Origin of the sequence: Escherichia sp. 10290, assembly GCF_030295155.1 — a bacterium.
Lineage (GTDB): Bacteria > Pseudomonadota > Gammaproteobacteria > Enterobacterales > Enterobacteriaceae > Escherichia > Escherichia coli_F.
In genome coordinates this window covers 1,714,850-1,732,530 of record NZ_AP025741.1, presented here as the reverse complement: position 1 = coordinate 1,732,530, position 17,681 = coordinate 1,714,850, and the positions used below count along the sequence as shown (strand labels likewise).

At 52.5% G+C, this 17,681-nt stretch carries 18 protein-coding genes; 1 reads left to right on the top strand and 17 read right to left on the bottom strand.

The window, feature by feature from the left end:
• Window positions 1-9: 9 nt before the first annotated feature.
• From QUE74_RS08675 to pspA, 15 genes are all read right to left on the bottom strand, one after another.
• On the bottom strand, window positions 10-1,092 hold the full coding sequence (locus tag QUE74_RS08675) for an ABC transporter ATP-binding protein (RefSeq protein WP_000057969.1): 1,083 nt from the start codon (window positions 1,090-1,092) through the stop codon (window positions 10-12).
• A gap of 13 nt (window positions 1,093-1,105) precedes the next feature.
• The gene (gene pgmB, locus QUE74_RS08670; RefSeq protein WP_000775805.1) at window positions 1,106-1,765 is read right to left on the bottom strand and encodes a beta-phosphoglucomutase; all 660 of its coding nucleotides are present in this window, start codon (window positions 1,763-1,765) and stop codon (window positions 1,106-1,108) included.
• Entirely contained in the window at window positions 1,762-4,029 is a 2,268-nt protein-coding gene (locus QUE74_RS08665; RefSeq protein ID WP_000198075.1) for a glycoside hydrolase family 65 protein, read from the bottom strand. Before QUE74_RS08665 ends, pgmB begins: the two co-directional genes overlap by 4 nt.
• Window positions 4,026-5,081: a D-glucoside 3-dehydrogenase gene (ycjS, locus tag QUE74_RS08660; RefSeq protein WP_000833584.1), complete on the bottom strand. Its 1,056-nt coding sequence runs from the start codon at window positions 5,079-5,081 to the stop codon at window positions 4,026-4,028. The genes QUE74_RS08665 and ycjS overlap by 4 nt, the downstream gene beginning before the upstream one ends.
• Before the next feature lie 9 nt (window positions 5,082-5,090).
• Window positions 5,091-5,879: a 3-dehydro-D-guloside 4-epimerase gene (ycjR, locus tag QUE74_RS08655; RefSeq protein WP_000690245.1), complete on the bottom strand. Its 789-nt coding sequence runs from the start codon at window positions 5,877-5,879 to the stop codon at window positions 5,091-5,093.
• Between the two features lie 16 nt (window positions 5,880-5,895).
• Complete coding sequence (ycjQ, locus tag QUE74_RS08650; RefSeq protein ID WP_000737371.1) at window positions 5,896-6,948, bottom strand: D-guloside 3-dehydrogenase; 1,053 nt, start codon at window positions 6,946-6,948, stop codon at window positions 5,896-5,898.
• Window positions 6,949-6,978: 30 nt separating this feature from the next.
• Window positions 6,979-7,821 (bottom strand): carbohydrate ABC transporter permease, encoded by an 843-nt coding sequence (locus QUE74_RS08645; protein WP_000224670.1) that lies wholly within the window; start codon window positions 7,819-7,821, stop codon window positions 6,979-6,981.
• Window positions 7,808-8,689, bottom strand: coding sequence for a carbohydrate ABC transporter permease (locus QUE74_RS08640; protein WP_001080777.1), 882 nt, complete (start codon window positions 8,687-8,689; stop codon window positions 7,808-7,810). The genes QUE74_RS08645 and QUE74_RS08640 overlap by 14 nt, the downstream gene beginning before the upstream one ends.
• A gap of 20 nt (window positions 8,690-8,709) precedes the next feature.
• Window positions 8,710-10,002 (bottom strand): ABC transporter substrate-binding protein, encoded by a 1,293-nt coding sequence (locus QUE74_RS08635; protein ID WP_000597441.1) that lies wholly within the window; start codon window positions 10,000-10,002, stop codon window positions 8,710-8,712.
• A gap of 13 nt (window positions 10,003-10,015) precedes the next feature.
• Entirely contained in the window at window positions 10,016-11,695 is a 1,680-nt protein-coding gene (locus tag QUE74_RS08630; RefSeq protein ID WP_001355258.1) for a sugar phosphorylase, read from the bottom strand.
• A gap of 213 nt (window positions 11,696-11,908) precedes the next feature.
• Window positions 11,909-12,223, bottom strand: a complete 315-nt coding sequence (gene pspE / locus QUE74_RS08625; RefSeq protein WP_000473128.1) for a thiosulfate sulfurtransferase PspE — start codon at window positions 12,221-12,223, stop codon at window positions 11,909-11,911.
• Between the two features lie 74 nt (window positions 12,224-12,297).
• Window positions 12,298-12,519 carry a phage shock protein PspD gene (gene pspD / locus QUE74_RS08620; RefSeq protein ID WP_001295585.1) on the bottom strand — a complete coding sequence of 74 codons (222 nt, stop codon included), beginning with the start codon at window positions 12,517-12,519 and terminating at the stop codon, window positions 12,298-12,300.
• Between the two features lie 8 nt (window positions 12,520-12,527).
• A complete protein-coding gene (gene pspC, locus QUE74_RS08615) occupies window positions 12,528-12,887 on the bottom strand; it encodes an envelope stress response membrane protein PspC (RefSeq protein WP_000907386.1) in 360 nt (119 codons plus the stop codon).
• Complete coding sequence (gene pspB / locus QUE74_RS08610; RefSeq protein WP_001274958.1) at window positions 12,887-13,111, bottom strand: envelope stress response membrane protein PspB; 225 nt, start codon at window positions 13,109-13,111, stop codon at window positions 12,887-12,889. The genes pspC and pspB overlap by 1 nt, the downstream gene beginning before the upstream one ends.
• Window positions 13,112-13,164: 53 nt before the next feature.
• On the bottom strand, window positions 13,165-13,833 hold the full coding sequence (pspA, locus tag QUE74_RS08605; protein ID WP_000511034.1) for a phage shock protein PspA: 669 nt from the start codon (window positions 13,831-13,833) through the stop codon (window positions 13,165-13,167).
• Between the two features lie 166 nt (window positions 13,834-13,999).
• On the opposite strand from pspA, the gene pspF reads away from it, so the two are divergent.
• Window positions 14,000-14,977, top strand: coding sequence for a phage shock protein operon transcriptional activator (gene pspF / locus QUE74_RS08600; protein ID WP_000852835.1), 978 nt, complete (start codon window positions 14,000-14,002; stop codon window positions 14,975-14,977).
• A 119-nt stretch (window positions 14,978-15,096) separates the two neighbouring features.
• Here pspF and puuE read toward each other — a convergent pair whose 3' ends face one another.
• Complete coding sequence (gene puuE, locus QUE74_RS08595) at window positions 15,097-16,362, bottom strand: 4-aminobutyrate transaminase (RefSeq protein WP_000069210.1); 1,266 nt, start codon at window positions 16,360-16,362, stop codon at window positions 15,097-15,099.
• A gap of 37 nt (window positions 16,363-16,399) precedes the next feature.
• Window positions 16,400-17,680 carry a gamma-glutamylputrescine oxidase gene (puuB, locus tag QUE74_RS08590; RefSeq protein WP_000134835.1) on the bottom strand — a complete coding sequence of 427 codons (1,281 nt, stop codon included), beginning with the start codon at window positions 17,678-17,680 and terminating at the stop codon, window positions 16,400-16,402.
• Between the last annotated feature and the right edge of the window lies 1 nt (window position 17,681).

Below are 17,681 nucleotides of genomic sequence, written 5' to 3'. Positions count from 1 at the left end.
CCCCTGTATTTAGCGAATTGCTATTTCCGTTTCTGCATCAAAGAAATGACATTTGGTCATATCAAAATGAATAGTGACGTTTTCTCCTGCATGATAATCATTTAACGCACCGGCACGGACCACCAGCTCGTGCCCCCCAACCGTGGTGTAGAGCATAAATTCCGCACCGGTTAATTCCGCCACGCTAATTTTGGCGGAAATGTTATTTTCCTCTTGCGCATCCGGATGAATATCCTCCGGGCGTATTCCCATCACGATGGGTTTATGCAAACTTTCCTGCGTTTTCAGAACGGCTAATTTATCTTCGGGAATGGTTAATTTAAGCGTTTCCGTAACGAATTTATCGCCATCGATCGTGCCGCGAATAAAATTCATTGCTGGTGACCCAATAAATCCGGCAACAAACATATTCGCCGGTTGGTTATAGACCGTTTTCGGCGCACCGACCTGCTGAACAATCCCATCCTTCATAATGACAATCCGCGTCGCCATGGTCATCGCTTCGGTCTGATCGTGGGTCACGTAGATCATGGTGGTGTTCAGTTTCTGATGCAGCTTGCTGATTTCCGCGCGCATTTGTACGCGCAGCTTGGCATCCAGGTTAGAGAGCGGTTCATCCATCAAAAACACGCCCGCTTCACGCACAATCGCCCGTCCGAGCGCCACACGCTGGCGTTGCCCGCCGGAAAGCGCCCCCGGCTTGCGTTTCAGGTACTCACGCAGGCCGAGGATTTGCGCCGCCCAGTTAACCCGCTCATCAATCACCTCTTTGGCGATTTTTTGCATCTTCAGGCCAAACGCCATGTTGTCGTAGACCGTCATATGCGGATACAGCGCGTAGTTCTGGAAAACCATCGCAATATTGCGCGCTTTGGCCGGAACGTCATTCATTCGTTTGCCGTCGATCAACAGATCGCCGCCGCTGATCTCCTCAAGCCCGGCAATCATACGCAGCGTCGTCGATTTACCGCAGCCCGACGGACCGACAAACACGATGAACTCTTTATCGGCAATCTCCAGGTTGAAGTCCTTCACCACATGCACCTGGTTATCGTAGATCTTTTGAATATGTTGTAACGAAAGCTGTGCCATGTTGATTCCTTTGCTATACGTTTTGCCAGAAGGCCGATAACCGCGGCCAGGTCAGAGATTCCGTTGAGGGCAGCAACAGTTGCGCCCCGGTTAAGCTCGTGCCGATCCCCACCGAGCGCATACCGCTGGCGTTAATGGCGTCAATGCCCGCCTGCGCATCTTCAATGCCAATGCAGGCCTGTGGAGGCACGCCCAGCCCGGCACAGGCGGCGAGAAAGATTTCCGGATCCGGTTTCGAGTGTTTAAGTTGGGAAGCGTCCGCGCAGAAGGTGAAAAACTCGCGCAGCTCCAGCGCCGCTAAAATTGTTGGGGCATTCAGAGAGACGGAGGCCAGCCCTACCGGGATGCCTTGCGCCCGAAGATCTGCCAGCAAAGGCCGAATTCCCGGCAGAACAGCGTTAACCGTCAGTTCGCGCAGTGAGTGGACGTAGAGCAGATTTTTGCGATACGCCAGTTGCGCCCGCTCTTGCACGTTAAAGTCGCCCTCTTTGCCCCCGTGTTGCAGAATGCGCCGCAGGGACTCATCGCGGCTGATCCCTTTTAACGTCTCGTTAAATTGCGCATCGATGCTGATGCCGATTTCGGCGGCAATCTGCTGCCATGCCTGGAAGTGCAGATGTGCGGTGTCGGTGATCACGCCATCCAGATCGAAAATTACCCCTTGTAGTTTCATTCATCCTCCTGATGTTTGGTAGCGGTCCCATTGAAGGGCAAAATAAAATCACCCAAACAGAAAACAGATTCTTCAGTCACGGAAATAAGCTGACCGTTCAACCGCATTGAAACGGGCGCAGAAGTTCGAATCGCAATACGCTGCGCGTCGAGAGTGACCTGTAATTCGCAGCCCTGCCAGAACAAAGGGAAAGATAACTGTTGCCACTGCTCAGGTAACGCTGGGTTCAGATGTAATTCGCCGTCGCGCACGCTGACTCCGGCAAAACCCTGAATCGCCCCCAGCCAGATAGCGCCAGTTGCGGCGGCATGGATACCGTCATCGCAGCTATGCGGATCAGCACCAAGATCGATTTCACTCCCCTCGCGCCAGAACGGGTAACTCTGCGCAAGCAAGCCACAACGCGCGGCAACAATGCCGTGGATCGCTTTACTCAATGACGAGTCGTGAATGGTGCGCGGTTCATAAAATTGCAGATTGGCGAGACAAGAGGCCGCTGAAAATTGTTCTGGTAGCATGTAATTGAGCATCACCACATCGGCCTGCTTGAGGATCTGCATCTCGTTCACTTCTGCGCGTGAATAATCCAGCAGAATGGTTTGTTTGCCTGCCGCCGCTTTGTATTTCGCCAGATCTATCGCCGGTTTCGCCATAAACGAATCATCCTGCGGCAAAACGCCGTCGGGCTGAATTTCTGGCATCCACAGCTCTTTGAGGAACATGTCGGCACGATGAATAAACGCATCGTCGCTACAGCCAAACTGGCGAGCAATATTCAGTGCCTGTTGGACGTTGTAGCAGGCCATATAACTTGTGTATGCGTTATTGTTAACGTGTTCGGTATATTCGTCTGGCCCAATAACATCATGAATTTCCAGACGATCGTTAACCCTTACCGCGCGGCTAATCCAGAACTTTGCGGTCTCCAGCAGTAGCGCCATGCCTTCGTGAGCAACGAAGCTTTCATCCCCCGTTACCTGCCAGTATTGAATAACCGCCCAGGCGATATCGGCAACCAGATGATGTTCCGCCTGCGCTGAGGCCACTTTTTGCCGTAGCCCGGTACGAATGTTTATGGCGGCAAATTCCGGGGTCTCTTCTTCGCCGCTGCGTGCGCTTTCCCACGGAAATAGCGCGCCCTGCCAGCCATTGCGTCGCGCTTTCTCCTGCGCCCCCGGTAAGTTGTGCCAGCGATAGCGCAGCAAACTCCGGGCAATCGTCGGTTCGCTAAACAGATGGAACGGCAGCAGGAACACTTCCGTATCCCAGAAAACATGGCCTTTGTAGCCTTCCCCGGTTAAGGCTTTTGCCGCAATGCTGCTACGCTCGTCGTGGGCGGGCGTCATAATACGCAAATGATAAAGCGCATAGTCTAACGCCCGCTGATCGTGCGTATCGCAACTCTTTACCGTGATACGACGTTTCTGCCACCATTGCTGCCAGTTTTCTGTCGATGCTGCAAGAAGTTGGTCATAACTCTGTTGTGTACACATTTCAAGCTGGCGAAGCGACGCACTGCCCCACTCGTCTAAAGCGGCTTGTCGGTCATCCCGCCAGTCAATCCACACCCGCTTTTGCAAGGTCAGTGTTTCACCTGTGCGAAGTTGCGCGCTGGTATGTTGCAGCAAACGGCGCTCTTTGGCGGTATAGCACTGCTGAACGTCACCACTCGCCTGACAGTGACAACTGATTGCCACATCACTGCGCCCATCCTGGGTGGTGTAGATCCCCTGCATCAAATGCTGACCAAACACCCGGACCTGGGTTTCATCCAGATGCTGGCGACCGTGGTTGGTTTGCGTGGCGTTAATGCCTGTTGAGATCAGCACTGATGCCTCGGCGTCCAGCGGGGTAATACTGATTTCCAGCGCGATCAGCGGCAGTTGATCTGTCGAAACAAAACGACGACTTGCAAGGGTAAACCGTGCGCCGTCGCTGCTGCGCCAGATAACACTGCGGCGTAATTCTCCACTGGCAAAGTCAAGCTCACGCTGCCACGCTTCGCGGGATAACGAAAAAATCTCGCCGTTTAGGGTAATTTCCATTCCCACCACGTCTGGCAGATTCACCAGTTCGTTGATTTCTCCTTTCCCGGCTCGATGATAAAGCCCTGCCAGATACATGCCGCGCGTCTGCCGCGTGTAATCTTCTTCATGGCTGGCACGAAGCCCAAGATAGCCGTTCCCCTGCGCCATTAATGAGGCATATTTATTCAGGGTATGCTGGCTGAATTGGGGTTCCGTTAATGTTACTGGCCTGGTCATAATTCCACACGCATCCCTGTTTCTGCGGATTGATACAGCGCCGCCACCAGTTGCTGGATGATGTACCCTTGCTCGGCGTCGGCAATCATCACAGGCTTGCCCTGTACGTGATTGATAAAGGCTTCCATGCTGCGCAAATGACGGTTGTCGTCGGCCAGTTCCCGTTGCATCAGCGTCATTAATTCACCGTTGTTATCGGTGTAGATATGCGCCGGAAACAGCGTGGCTCCCGCTTTATCGCCGCAAAAGCTGACGTTCATCATCGACTGTTCGCGGATGTTGAGTGCAAATGATGTCTCCAGCAAAAGAATGCCGCCGTTATGAAATTCAATGGTGCCAAACAGCGAATCTTCGACGCTGTAGGTTGCCGGGTCCCACTCACCAAATTGACCACAGCTCTTTTGAGTACCTATTTTCTGAAAGCTGTGCGCCGTGACGCTTTTCACCGCCGGAAAGCCCAGCACATACATCGCGGCATCCAGCATATGAATGCCAATGTCGATCAGCGGGCCGCCACCCTGCAGTTCTTTATTGGTAAAGACACCCCAGCCGGGAACGCCGCAGCGACGCAGGGCGCGGGCGGTCGTGACGTAAATCTCACCCAAAACGCCGTTGGTCACCTGTTCACGCAATTGTTGCGTATCAAGGGCAAAACGATGGTGAAAGTCGTAGGCCAGCACCTTGCCCCGTTTGCGCGCGGTATCACACATCTCCCGCGCCTGTTCTGGTGTCATGGCGGGCGGTTTCTCGCACATCACATGGCAGCCTGCCTCCAGCGCCATCAGGGTATGCTCGTAATGAAAACGGTTAGGTGAACAGACGCTTACCACGTCAGGTTTTACCGCCAGCAGCATGGCCTGCGGATCGTCCCACACGGATGCGTTCCCGTATTTCTCTGCCAACGCCTGCGCCTGGGAAAGGCGGCTGTCACAGACAGCCACCAGTTCCAGATCGTTGCGGGTGCAGTAGTACGAAGCATGAACCTTATCCGCCACCTGGCCCGCGCCTATTATCGCGACCCGCAGCGGAGAGCTTGTCATTGCACTTTTCACAAAGACCTCTTAGCAGGTGCGCAACCAGGCCAAAGAATCACGGTACGCCTGAGCAGGATCTTCTGCCCGAATGCGCCCTTCATACACCACATAGCCCTGATAGTTATCGGCGCGCAGCTGTTCAAACAGCGCGTGGAAATCGAGGGTGCCGCTGCCCGGCTGATAGCGATGGTTATCGGCAATATGCACATGACCAAGCAGGTCACGGTTGTCATGCAGCGCCTGCGCCAGGTTATCCTCTTCGATGTTCATGTGATAGAAATCGCCGATAATCTGCACATGTTTAAGGTTGTTTTCGACGATGTAACGACGAGCATCGGCGAGCGTGTTGATCATGTGGTCCTGATAGCGGTTTAGCGGTTCGAGATACACCACCGTTCCGGTACGCGCGGCCACCTTTTCCAGGAAACGCAGGGAATCGCTCACCATTTGACGATCGCCGTCCAGGCTGCGCGGTGAGGTCATCGGCGGTAAGCGGAAGGTAAACATGCCCCACGCAGCCGGAACGACAATACCTTTACCGCCCACTTCCGCCAGCGCCTCAAGAATGCGCTCGATCTGCTTTAAACCATTAAGACGACGCTCTTCGATAAAGTCGCCAATCCAGCCGTCATAGCCGCCGCAGGCGGTGGTCACCGGTAAACCGGTTTCTTTGATCGCTGCTTTGACTTCTTCGAGATTGTTGACCAGCAGTTTGCCGTCAATCTCAAAACCATCAAAACCCATCTCTTTGATATAACGAAATTTCTCCAGAATATTTTCCGGAAAGAAGGCCTGATTCTGTGTGCCGATTTTCATTTTTCCGTCCTTAGAATTAAAAAGTTACGCCCATTTTGATGCTCTGTTCCGGATGCTGGTCGACATACTGCATGTAGCTTTCCGGGCTGTTAGCAAAGGTCACCACCGGGTCGATTAAATCTTCACAATTGAGATAACCGTTCATCAGCAGTTCCCAGCAGGTTTCTTCAATACGCTTGCGGCTCCAGCGCGGATAATCCGGGTTCGGTTCACTGCACGCACGAGAGAAGACAATTTTGGCGTTGTTGAAATGCGCTTCGCGTCCGAGGTTAAAACCTTCGGCAAATGGTTTGGCAAATGCGACATACGAGATGGTGCCGCCATAAGCCAGGCCGCGCAGTGCCGATTGCAGCGCGTCGGCGTAGCCGCTGGTTTCGATAATCACATCGGCACCCTGCTTGCCGGTCAGCGTTTTAATCTCTTTGCCTACATCCGTGCCAATGGGGTTAAGGCAGAAATCCGCCCCGTGGCGACGGGCAATATCACAGCGATGAGCGATAGGATCGACACCAATCACCACCGACGCGCCAGCGCGTTTTGCCAGTTGAATGGCAATTTGACCAATCGCGCCAAGCCCGACTACCACCACAAAATCGCCCACACGCACGTTGGCATCGCGCACGCCGCTCATGGCAAACTGCGCCGGGTCGTAACAGACGGCGTTTTTCCACGAGCTACCTTGCGGCATTTTGCGCAGTTTGTAGTTATTCACCGCGTTAATGATGACCGTTTCGGAAAGCGGGCCGTAGCCGCATACGCTGTCGCCCACCGCGTAGTCGGTAACCTCGCTGCCGCACTCGATAATGTCGCCAACCACCATGTTGCCAAGCTGGAACTTGCCAAACTCAATGCCGCGCGGCGCATCTGCCGGACGGGGGGTGAACATCTGCCATTCGCCATTAAAGTCTTCATTAATAAACGGGCTGGCGGCGCGGAAATCGACCACTTCCGTCCCGTGTTTCGGCGCGCCGAACCGCACGCGGATCTTCACTTCATTGGCTGAAATCGCCCTGTCTTCATACTCCACCAACGCGGCAACGCGCGGTGCTGTGGCTACTAACTTTTTCATGTAAAACTCCTTGTCAAGAAACTGGCCGCTTTAGCCCTTCACGCCACCGGCGGTCAAACCACTCTTAATAAAACGTTCCGAAAGTGCATACATAATCACCACCGGCAATGCGGTCACCAGCGAGGCCGCCATCATTCGGCCCCAGATGTAATCAGGGGTACTGAACAGCGCGTTCAGGCCTACCGGTAAAGTGAAATTGCTGGCGCTGGAGAGGAAAATCGAGGCAAACAGATAGTCGTTCCACGCCACCATAAAGCAGTAGACGAACACGGATATCAGCCCGGACATCGCCAGCGGTACCGTGATGCGGAAGATGATTTGCAGCCGGTTGAGGCCATCCATCATCGCCGCTTCTTCGATTTCATCGGGGATGGTGTCGAAGTAGCTTTTCAGCATAAACACAGCGGTAGGCAGGGTTTGCGTCACCATGGTGATGATCAGCGCCATCTCGGTGTCATAAACGCCAAGCGCGGTGATGATTTTGAACAGCGGCACCACCAGCAAAATGCCGGAGAACATGTACACCGTGTAAAAGCTGGCGTTGATGGTCATTCGCCCTTTAAAGCGCAGGCGGGAAAGCGCGTAAGCCCCGAGAATGCCGAGAAATACTGCTATCACGGATGAAACTACCGACACCACCAGGCTGTTACGGAAATAATCGACAAACGGGAAAATCACCGGGTTAAAAATGTCGACGTAATGCTCCAGCGTCCACTGCTGTGGCAGCAGCGTAGGATGCAGCGAGATCGCCTCTTTCGCGCTTTTGAACGAGGTCATCAGCATCACAAAAAAGGGAAACAGCGTGATGATGAGAAACAGCGCCAGCCCGCAGTAAAAACCGATGCGACTGAGTGTGCGTTTATTTGTTGCCATTGAGGTTCACCCGTTTTCTGGTCAGCAGAATGACAGCGAAAATAATGATGAAGAGCACCACTGAGATCGCCGCCGCTTTCCCTAAGTCATTAAAGGCAAAGGCGGTTTTGTAGAGATAGACGCCGAGAATATCGACCTTGGTCGTCAGCAAATAAACGTCAGCGAACATGTAGAACATCCAGATGGTACGCAGAGTCACCACCGTCGCCAGGACCGGCATAATCGCGGGCAGCGTGACGATGCGAAACCGTTGCCAGGCATTCGCGCCGTCCATCTCTGCCGCTTCGTACAGCGATTTATCAATGGTCTGCAAAATCGCCAGAAACGAGATAAAGGCATACGGGAAGTAGCGCCAGATGGCGAACAGCACCACCAGCACAAAACTACTGCCCGGGTTATCGAACCACAGCGGCGCCTGCTCATAGAGATGCAGAAGATCGACGCCGAGGTAGTTCACAATGCCGTAGCCGTTGTTGAACATGTATTTCCAGGCGAACACCAGCGAAATGGACGGCGTTACGTAGGAGAGGATTACCAACGAACGCGCGGTTTTGCGCAGGCGAAACTCGCGGTTGAAAAACATCGCCACCGCCAGGCCGAGCACGGTGCTACCTGCCACCACCAGCGCGGTATACCAGACCGTCATCCACAGCGAGTGCCAGAAGCCGGGATCGGAGAGAATACGCACATAGTTGCTCACCCCAACAAACGTTGCCTCGATGTTGGGATTGAGCGGCAGACGTAAAAAACTAATTTCGATATTCGACACCATTGGCCACGCCACCAGACCGCCCAGCAGTAATAAGCTGGGCGCGAGAAGCAGCAGCGCAAAGGGCATATCGGAACGACCTGAAAAAAGCCTGTTCATTGCGGATTCCTGTCCTGGGATTAGTGCTGTTCGATCAGTTCATCCAGCTTTTTCTGGCTCGCTTGCAGCGTGGTTGAGAGATCGGCTTTCCCCACGGTGACGTTATGCACCATTGAACTCACCACACCAGACCCCGTCACATCGCCCATGCGGGTAAAGTTTTTGTCCCCTACCGCACCAAAGACCTGAATGTTTGGCAGTTCGCTAATCAACTGATTCGGCAAGTCTCCCAGCGCCTTAATCACGTCGTTATCTTTCCAGGTGGCAGTCGTCACAACCGCTTTGTTCACCGGCAGCGCCGCGCCTGGCGACATCATCACCCAGTCGGCAATGTTGTCCGCCTGCTCCATAAAGGTGACAAATTTTTCTGCCGCTTCCGTCTCTTCGCTCTTTTGCCCGGCGGTAATGGTCAGCGAGGTCAACATGCCGTAGACCGCCGAGTTTTTCTCGGTTGGCACCACGAAACCGACATTTTTCGGGTCACCTTCTTTAATCACAGCCGGAAGGATATAGGTGGAGTAAATCGCCATCGGCGCGGTGCCGTTCATAAAGGCGTCTTTCACTTCCATAATGTCGTTAGAACCCGGCATGGTGTTGGCAGCAAGGTCGCGGTAATAGGTCAGCGCCTGCATCATCTCCGGCGTATCAAGGGTGATTTTGCCTTCGGCGTTAAAAACGTTGGCCTGATTGGATAACGCAAACTGAGAGAACGATTGTTCCGTCAGTACGCTTTCTGCCGTCGGCAGTGCAATACCGTATTTTTTATTCGCCGGATCGTTCAGTTTCTGTGCGACATCCAGCAACTGTTGCCAGTTTTTCGGCTCATCCAGCCCGGCTTTTGCCAGCACATCTTTGCGATACCAGATACCGCCAATCCATGCGCTGACAGGAACACCGGTCCAGGCGCTACCATCTTCGGTGCGCACAATCCGCAGAACGCCGTCATAAAACGCGCCTTCACCGACATTACTGATGACCGTAGCAACCGCTTTGCGATCGATAAGCTGTTCTTTGTCCATCACTTTCGCGTAGTCATGGCTGGTTTCGATCACTTCCGGCAGCGAGCCGCTACGGGAAAGGGTGATGACTTTGGTGTTATAGGCATCTTCTTCCACCGGCACTTGTTTAACAGTGATGCCTGGGTTTTCTTTTTCAAAACGCGCAATTAAATGACTAATTACCGCCTGGCGTTCCTGTTCCACCGAAGAATGCATAAACTCGATGGAAACATTCGTTTTATTTTCTTCTTTACAACCTGAAATCAGGGCGCAGGAAACCAGTGCTGATAACAGCACGATTTTTGATTTAATCATGAGATGTTCCTTTTTATTTAATCCACATAACCTGCCAGGGGCGCAGCGTTATTTCATTATCCACTATATCAACTTCACTAATCAGATCCCGACCGTGCAGGTCAGTAATATTTATATGCAGAATATTTTCACTGACATTAAACAACCCCGTCAGACAATCACCAGTTGCAGTGCTTCTTCGAATACGCATTACAGATGAATTAACCGTATCGATGGTAAAACTATTATCCGGATGAAATTCTTTATGCCGGCGACGAAGCGTAATTAAATGCGACAACTGATGATATACTGCGTGCCTGAGTGTCGTTTCATCGTTCAGTTCACTGGCTATCTCTTCACTACGATATTTCTTACGGTTAATCGCACGGTTATATCCCGGCTTTTCGACACCAGCGTAATCATTACGTGAACCCAGAATACTTTGAATATAGACAGCAGGCACACCGGGAAAGGTTAACAATATGGCATGAGCAAGAATAAACCGGGCACAGCGTTCTTCGTCACTGCAATCGCGATGGCTCAATGCGTCCATGTAGGTCACATTCATTTCATACGGACTGCGCGTACCATCGGGATTATTTTTCCAGTTTACTAATGCCCCTTCCTGCTGTAACGCCTCGACTAGCGCTAATATCTCGCTTTCAGGCAACAAGCCTCGCAGTGGGTTAAGTCCAATACCATCATGAGACGCGAGGAAGTTAAACCAGGTGGTTTTGCTGGAAGGCAACGTCAGACTTTGCGCCCACTGGCACAGCGCCTGGACGTTCTGTTTTTGCACCGCATGTAACACCAGCGGCGGCAGTGAGAACTGGTACACCATATGCGCTTCGTCATCGCCGTTGCCAAAGTAAGCAATGTTGTCTTTATGCGGGACATTGGTCTCAGTAATGATGACCGTCCCCGGCGCGACGCTGTCAGTAATGGCGCGTAACAGTTTGATAATTTGATGTGTTTTATCCAGGTGGATGCAACTCGTTCCCGGCTCTTTCCACATAAAGCCAACGGCATCCAGACGGACATACTCTGCGCCTTTTTCCAGGTAACACATCAGCACATCTACCATCGCCAGTAATACATCTGGGCTGCGATAATTGAGGTCAATTTGATCGTCGCTAAAGGTCGTCCATAAATGGCGCATTGAATTATCGTGCATTTTAAACGGCGTTAATAAGGGTAACGCGCGTGGGCGAGTGACGGCGCTAAGATCGGTTTGCGGGTCAACAGCAATGAAAAAGTCTTCAAAGCCTGGCTTTTGTTGTAAATAGTTTTTAAACCATTCACTTTTAGCCGACATGTGGTTGCAGACAAAATCAAACATTAAATGACTGCATTCACCGAGTTGCTGAATATCCTGCCACTCCCCCGCTTCACTGGCGACCTGATGATAATCAATTACCGAAAAGCCATCATCAGATGACCATGGATAAAACGGCAATAAATGAACATGTGAAAAAATGCTTTGCAGCCAGTGATGGTAAAACTGATTAAATGTGGGTAGTGGTTTTAAATCATTACTGTGAAATTGATCGGCATAGGTAATTAACACGACATCACTTTCATCCCAGTGTTTTTTACGTCGCTGTGTAATTAATCTTTTCGCACTCTCAAGACGCGTTACAAGTTTCTGTAAATGAGTCGCGGTAAATGTTCCACCGTAGATTTCGTCCAGGTAATCCGTAATTTTCTGTTTCATGTTGCCTTTCCGTGGTAGCGGTCCCATGAGACGAGAGACTACTCCGCAGAAAATAAACTGTCAATTGAGCACAAGGGTTTTAGTCACGCAGGAAATCATTTTTTACCAGGGAAAAAGCGTATTTGTGAACTGACGCAAATAATCTATGGGGATGTAAATAAGGTGTGACAGAAAAAGTAAACGGCGCATAAGCGCCGCTTAGGGGGGATTCTTTTAACCTTTGACCTTCGGCATTGCGATGTCTTTCAGGCCGCCAGCGTTCTCAACGTGGGTATATCCCATCTCGCTAAGGATCTCTTTTGCCTGCCCTGACTGGCGTCCGGCATTGCAATACACTTTCACGGTGTCGTTTTTATCCGGAACGGCGGTGGCAATGCGCTCTTTCACTTCCTTCAGGGGAATATTGATGGCTCCCTGAACGTGCTCTTGCTGATACTGCTCTGGAACACGAACATCGATCCAGTGTTCAGCGGCGAAAACGGGCAGTGAAAACACCAGTGTCAGAGCAAGTAAGCCTTTTTTAAACATGTAAGCGTCCTTCTATGGATGAAAATTGCCATCCATAATACGCCTTAGCTTTAACAATTTTTGCGAAACTCCCCTCACCTTTTATAACGCTGCGCCAGTTTATTGGCAGCCCGACTTAACAGCGGTTCCAGCGCCACGGCCAGCAACATTTTCAGCGGTCGGCGAGCAACTGATTTTATCGCCCAGCCAGCTACACCTGCCGGGCCATAGCGCAGTGCGGTAAGAAGTACCAGCTTGCCTGCTAATTTGAAACCAGGCTTCACCTTTTGCCCGGCCTGTTGCCAGCGAGTATTCATAACTTTCCTCACAGTTGACGGAAACGGCTACGTAACGTGAAAGTATCGGAAGTGACATAACGTTCCATCTCGCGTAAACGCGTTTCACTTGCCGCCAGTTCACGGTCGACATCATCCAGCAATTCGCTGCTGGAAGGTAGCTGCTCACCAAAGGCCATGTTGTCCGGCATTGGATCAAGCGCAAATGACAAAATGATGTAAGCAACCAGGGTAAACAGCGCCAGGCCGAAGAAAATCGACAGCACCACCAGGATACGTACCAGTTTTACCGGTACATCAAAATAGTTGGCAATCCCGGCGCAGACGCCACGTACCATGCCCTGCTGTGGAATACGCCATAATTTTTTATTGAGATTAATACCCGCCATTAGCGATCCCTCCAGTTCGGATGTTCTGCATCAAGAATGGATTCCAGTGCCTGAATACGTTCGCGCATCCGTTTTGCTTCATCAGCCAGTTGCGCTAATCGTTGCTGCTCACTTTGCGACAATTCACCGCGACCGGAACGATTGCTGTAATGCAGCCATAACCAGATCGGTAAAACAAACAGCACAAAAATGGTTAACGGAATAGCCAGAAATAGCGCGCTCATAAGGACTCCTTAGACGATGAGCGGCGGCGCGTTCGGACGCCGCCTGGATGTTATTATTGATTGTCTTGCTTCATTTTGGTTTTTAATTGTGCCAGTTGCTCGCTGATTGCATCATCGGCTTTCAGTTCGGCAAACTGATCGTCCAGCGATTTTTGTTTACCGAAGCTGTGGCTTTCTGCTTCCGCTTCCATCTGGTCAATTCGACGTTCGAAAGATTCGAAACGAGCCATTGCTTCATCCAGTTTGCCACTGTCCAGCTGACGACGCACATCGCGCGACGAGTTTGCCGCCTGATGGCGTAACATCAATGCCTGCTGGCGAGCGCGTGTTTCACTCAATTTGTTTTCCAGCTCGCCGATCTCTTTCTTCATACGCACCAGCGTATCGTCCACCAGCGTCACTTCATGTTCCAGGCTCTTAATCAGATCGGTCAGTTTCTGTTTTTCAATTAACGCCGCACGCGCCAGATCTTCTCTCTCTTTCAGCAGCGCCAGTTCGGCTTTTTCCTGCCATTCAACTTCACGCGCCGACGCTTGTTCAATACGGCGAGTCAGCTGTTTCTTTTCTGCCAGCGCACGCGCCGAAGTAGAACGTACTTCAACCAGTGTATCTTCCATCTCCTGGATCATCAGACGCACCAGTTTCTGTGGATCTTCCGCTTTCTCTAATAGAGCGTTGATGTTGGCATTTACGATGTCGGCAAAGCGAGAAAAAATACCCATAATGTTGTCCTCTTGATTTCTGCGTTCAGGATTGTCCTGCTGAACTATTAATACAATTTGCGTGCCAATTTTTTATCTTTTTGATTTATAAAGATCTGATTGAAGAATCAACAGCAACATGCCAGGATGAGTTAGCGAATTACACTAACAAGTGGCGAATTTCATCATGGCAGAATACAAAGATAATTTACTCGGTGAGGCGAACAGCTTTCTCGAAGTGCTGGAACAGGTTTCGCATCTCGCACCGCTGGACAAACCGGTGCTCATCATCGGCGAGCGCGGCACAGGTAAAGAGCTGATTGCCAGCCGTCTGCATTATCTCTCCTCCCGTTGGCAGGGGCCGTTTATTTCCCTTAACTGCGCGGCGTTAAATGAAAATCTGCTGGATTCCGAACTGTTTGGTCACGAAGCGGGCGCGTTTACCGGTGCGCAAAAACGTCATCCAGGGAGATTTGAACGTGCCGACGGCGGTACGCTATTTCTTGATGAACTCGCTACGGCACCGATGATGGTACAGGAGAAATTATTGCGCGTGATTGAGTACGGTGAACTGGAGCGCGTTGGCGGCAGCCAGCCATTGCAGGTGAATGTGCGGTTGGTATGCGCGACGAATGCCGATCTCCCGGCGATGGTCAATGAAGGTACTTTTCGCGCTGACCTGCTCGACCGGCTGGCTTTCGATGTAGTGCAACTGCCGCCCCTGCGCGAGCGCGAAAGCGACATTATGCTGATGGCAGAACACTTTGCCATTCAGATGTGTCGGGAAATCAAGCTGCCTCTGTTCCCGGGTTTTACGGAGCGCGCCAGAGAAACATTGCTGAATTATCGCTGGCCAGGAAATATTCGTGAATTGAAAAACGTGGTGGAACGTTCGGTGTATCGCCACGGCACCAGCGATTATCCGCTTGATGACATTATTATTGATCCCTTTAAACGGCGTCCGCCTGAAGACGCTATCGCCGTTTCAGAAACCACCTCGCTTCCAACGCTGCCGCTGGATTTACGTGAGTTTCAGATGCAGCAGGAAAAAGAGTTGCTGCAACTCAGTTTGCAACAAGGGAAATATAACCAGAAGCGCGCGGCTGAATTACTGGGGTTAACCTATCATCAGTTCCGCGCGTTGTTGAAAAAGCACCAGATTTAGCGAAGTTGGGCAATACAACTTGCCGGATGCGGCGTGAACGCCTTATCCGGCATACATAATGAATACGTCGTTTGCAGGCCTGATAAGCGCAGCGCATCAGACATTATTGCGTTGGGCTATTAATCGCTCAGCGCATCCTGCAATATTTTCATTGCCGCATCGAATTGCGCATCCGGGATGGTCAGCGGATACAGGAAGCGAATCACGTTGCCGTATGCACCACAGGTCAGCAGGAGCAGCCCCTGCGCCAGCGCGCGTTGCTGGATTTTCTGTGCAATCGCCGCTGACGGCTCGCCCGTTTGCGGATCGTTAAACTCTGCCGCAATCATCGACCCCAGACCGCGTACCGCCGCGATGGCCGGAACGCTTTCTTTGGCATCAATCAACGTATTTGTCAGACGCTGGCCCAGTTGATTAGCGCGTTCACAGAGTGATTCTTTGTCGATAATGTTGAGCACCGCGTGCGCGGCAGCCACCGCCAGCGGGTTCCCGGCGTAGGTACCACCAAGTCCGCCCGGCGCGGGCGCGTCCATAATATTCGCGTTACCGACCACGCCCGAAAGCGGCATCCCGCCCGCGAGGCTTTTCGCCATTGTCATTAAGTCCGGCTTATCGGCGTAGTGATCCATGGCAAACAGTTTACCGGTACGCGCAAAGCCGCTTTGCACTTCATCGGCAATCATCACAATACCGTGCTCGTCGCACAGGCGGCGAATGGCGGCAACCAGCTCTTTTGGCGCAACGTTGAAACCGCCTTCGCCCTGCACCGGTTCGAAAATAATCGCCGCCACCTGCTTCGCTTCAATGTCCGATTTAAACAAGCGTTCGATGGCATCGAGGGAGTCCTGCGTTGAAACGCCATGTAAATCTGACGGATAAGGTACGTGATACACCGAACCGGGGAACGGGCCGAAGCCGATTTTGTACGGCGCGACCTTTCCGGTCAGCGCCATGGTCATATATGTACGACCGTGGAAGCCGCCGCTAAACGCAATCACGCCAGGGCGTCCGGTATGGGCGCGGGCGATTTTCACCGCGTTCTCCACCGCTTCCGCATCGGTGGTGAAGAACGCGGTTTTAGCCTGCCCGCTCACCGGGGCAAGGGCGTTGATTTTCTCCGCCAGGGTGACGTAGCTTTCGTACGGCACAATCTGATACGCCGTGTGGGTAAACTGTTGCAATTGCTGCTCCACCGCCGCGACCAGATCAGGGTGGCGATGCCCGGTATTCAGCACCGCAATGCCTGCGGCGAAATCGATATATTCGTTGCCCTCTACATCCTTCAGCGTGGCGTTTTCTGCCGACTGGGCGAAGAAGTTACACATCACGCCAACCCCGCGTGGGGTAGCAGAAAGACGACGCTGATGGAATTCATTGTTGCTCATGTTTCACACCTTTTGACTCTTCACTGTTAATCGGAAATTAAACGCCCAGACGATCGCGCAGGCTGTAATAAGCCGCGCCCATCGCGGTAAATGGCACGCGCAGCGTGCGCCCGCCGGGGAACGGGTAATGCGGCAGATTGGCGAAGGCGTCGAAGCGTTCGGCGTCACCGCGCAGCAGTTCAGCAATCAAACGCCCGGCAAGATGGGTACAGGTGACGCCGTGGCCGCTGTAACCCTGCATGTAATAGATGTTGGTATCAAGGCGATCGAACTGCGGCATGCGCGACAAGGTCAGCAGGAAGTTGCCCGTCCAGCGGTAATCAATTTTCACGCCCTTCAGCTGCGGGAAGGTTTTCAGCAGTTTCGGCACCACAAGACGCTCAACGTCATCCGGGTCGCGCGCGCCGTAGACCACGCCGCCGCCGTACAGCAGGCGGTTATCGGCAGTCAGGCGGTAGTAATCAAGAAGATAGTTACAGTCTTCCACACAGTAGTTTTTCGGGATCAGCGAACGGGCTAAATCTTCCGACAGCCGCTCGGTGGTGATCACCTGCGTGCCGCACGGCATGCTGCGTTTCGCCAGTTCCGGCTCTACTTTATCGCCCAGATACGCATTCCCGGCGACAATCACATACTTCGCCGTCACCTGACCATTGGCAGTCCGCACCACGGCTGGCGTGGTGTGCTGGATATGCGTCACGGCGGAAAGCTCATACACGCGCCCGCCGTTCAGGCGAATGGCATCGGCTTCACCAATGGCGAGGTTTAGCGGATGAATATGCCCACCGCTGTGATCCAGCAGCGCACCAGTGTAGCGATCGCTGGCGACCTCGCGGCGAATAGCGTTGGCGTCCAGCAGCTCCAGCTGTTTATTGCCGTAGCGTTCCCAGTTCTCTTTCTGCTCTTCGAGTGTGGCGAGTTGTTTATCATTCATCGCCACAAACAGGCCGCCGGGGCGATAGTCGCAGTCAATCTGATAACGTTTGATACGTTCGCGGATGATCTCGCCACCCTCGAACATCATGCTGCCGAGCATACGGGCGGTATCCATGCCGTAGCTTTTTTCGATAACGTCGATGTCGCGGCTGTAGGAGTTCACAAGCTGCCCGCCGTTGCGTCCGCTTGCGCCGAAGCCGATGCGTGAGGCTTCAAGAACCACCACGTCAAAGCCCGCTTCCGCCAGATGCAGCGCGGAGGAAAGCCCGGTATAGCCGCCGCCGACCACGCAAACGTCGCAGGAAATCGACTCATTCAGCGTGTCGAATGGCGCGTATTTATTCGCACTGGCGGCGTAATAACTGCTGGTATGTTCGGTCATT

What these genes read in the sequence shown, in the direction of transcription:
- QUE74_RS08645 (WP_000224670.1), bottom strand. Translation starts at nt 7,821, where the DNA reads ATGGCAACAAATAAACGCACACTCAGTCGCATCGGTTTTTACTGCGGG.
- pgmB (WP_000775805.1), bottom strand. Translation starts at nt 1,765, where the DNA reads ATGAAACTACAAGGGGTAATTTTCGATCTGGATGGCGTGATCACCGAC.
- pspD (WP_001295585.1), bottom strand. Translation starts at nt 12,519, where the DNA reads ATGAATACTCGCTGGCAACAGGCCGGGCAAAAGGTGAAGCCTGGTTTC.
- pspF (WP_000852835.1), top strand. Translation starts at nt 14,000, where the DNA reads ATGGCAGAATACAAAGATAATTTACTCGGTGAGGCGAACAGCTTTCTC.
- QUE74_RS08635 (WP_000597441.1), bottom strand. Translation starts at nt 10,002, where the DNA reads ATGATTAAATCAAAAATCGTGCTGTTATCAGCACTGGTTTCCTGCGCC.
- pspA (WP_000511034.1), bottom strand. Translation starts at nt 13,833, where the DNA reads ATGGGTATTTTTTCTCGCTTTGCCGACATCGTAAATGCCAACATCAAC.
- puuE (WP_000069210.1), bottom strand. Translation starts at nt 16,362, where the DNA reads ATGAGCAACAATGAATTCCATCAGCGTCGTCTTTCTGCTACCCCACGC.
- QUE74_RS08665 (WP_000198075.1), bottom strand. Translation starts at nt 4,029, where the DNA reads ATGACCAGGCCAGTAACATTAACGGAACCCCAATTCAGCCAGCATACC.
- ycjQ (WP_000737371.1), bottom strand. Translation starts at nt 6,948, where the DNA reads ATGAAAAAGTTAGTAGCCACAGCACCGCGCGTTGCCGCGTTGGTGGAG.
- pspC (WP_000907386.1), bottom strand. Translation starts at nt 12,887, where the DNA reads ATGGCGGGTATTAATCTCAATAAAAAATTATGGCGTATTCCACAGCAG.
- QUE74_RS08630 (WP_001355258.1), bottom strand. Translation starts at nt 11,695, where the DNA reads ATGAAACAGAAAATTACGGATTACCTGGACGAAATCTACGGTGGAACA.
- QUE74_RS08640 (WP_001080777.1), bottom strand. Translation starts at nt 8,689, where the DNA reads ATGAACAGGCTTTTTTCAGGTCGTTCCGATATGCCCTTTGCGCTGCTG.
- puuB (WP_000134835.1), bottom strand. Translation starts at nt 17,680, where the DNA reads ATGACCGAACATACCAGCAGTTATTACGCCGCCAGTGCGAATAAATAC.
- pspB (WP_001274958.1), bottom strand. Translation starts at nt 13,111, where the DNA reads ATGAGCGCGCTATTTCTGGCTATTCCGTTAACCATTTTTGTGCTGTTT.
- pspE (WP_000473128.1), bottom strand. Translation starts at nt 12,223, where the DNA reads ATGTTTAAAAAAGGCTTACTTGCTCTGACACTGGTGTTTTCACTGCCC.
- ycjR (WP_000690245.1), bottom strand. Translation starts at nt 5,879, where the DNA reads ATGAAAATCGGCACACAGAATCAGGCCTTCTTTCCGGAAAATATTCTG.
- QUE74_RS08675 (WP_000057969.1), bottom strand. Translation starts at nt 1,092, where the DNA reads ATGGCACAGCTTTCGTTACAACATATTCAAAAGATCTACGATAACCAG.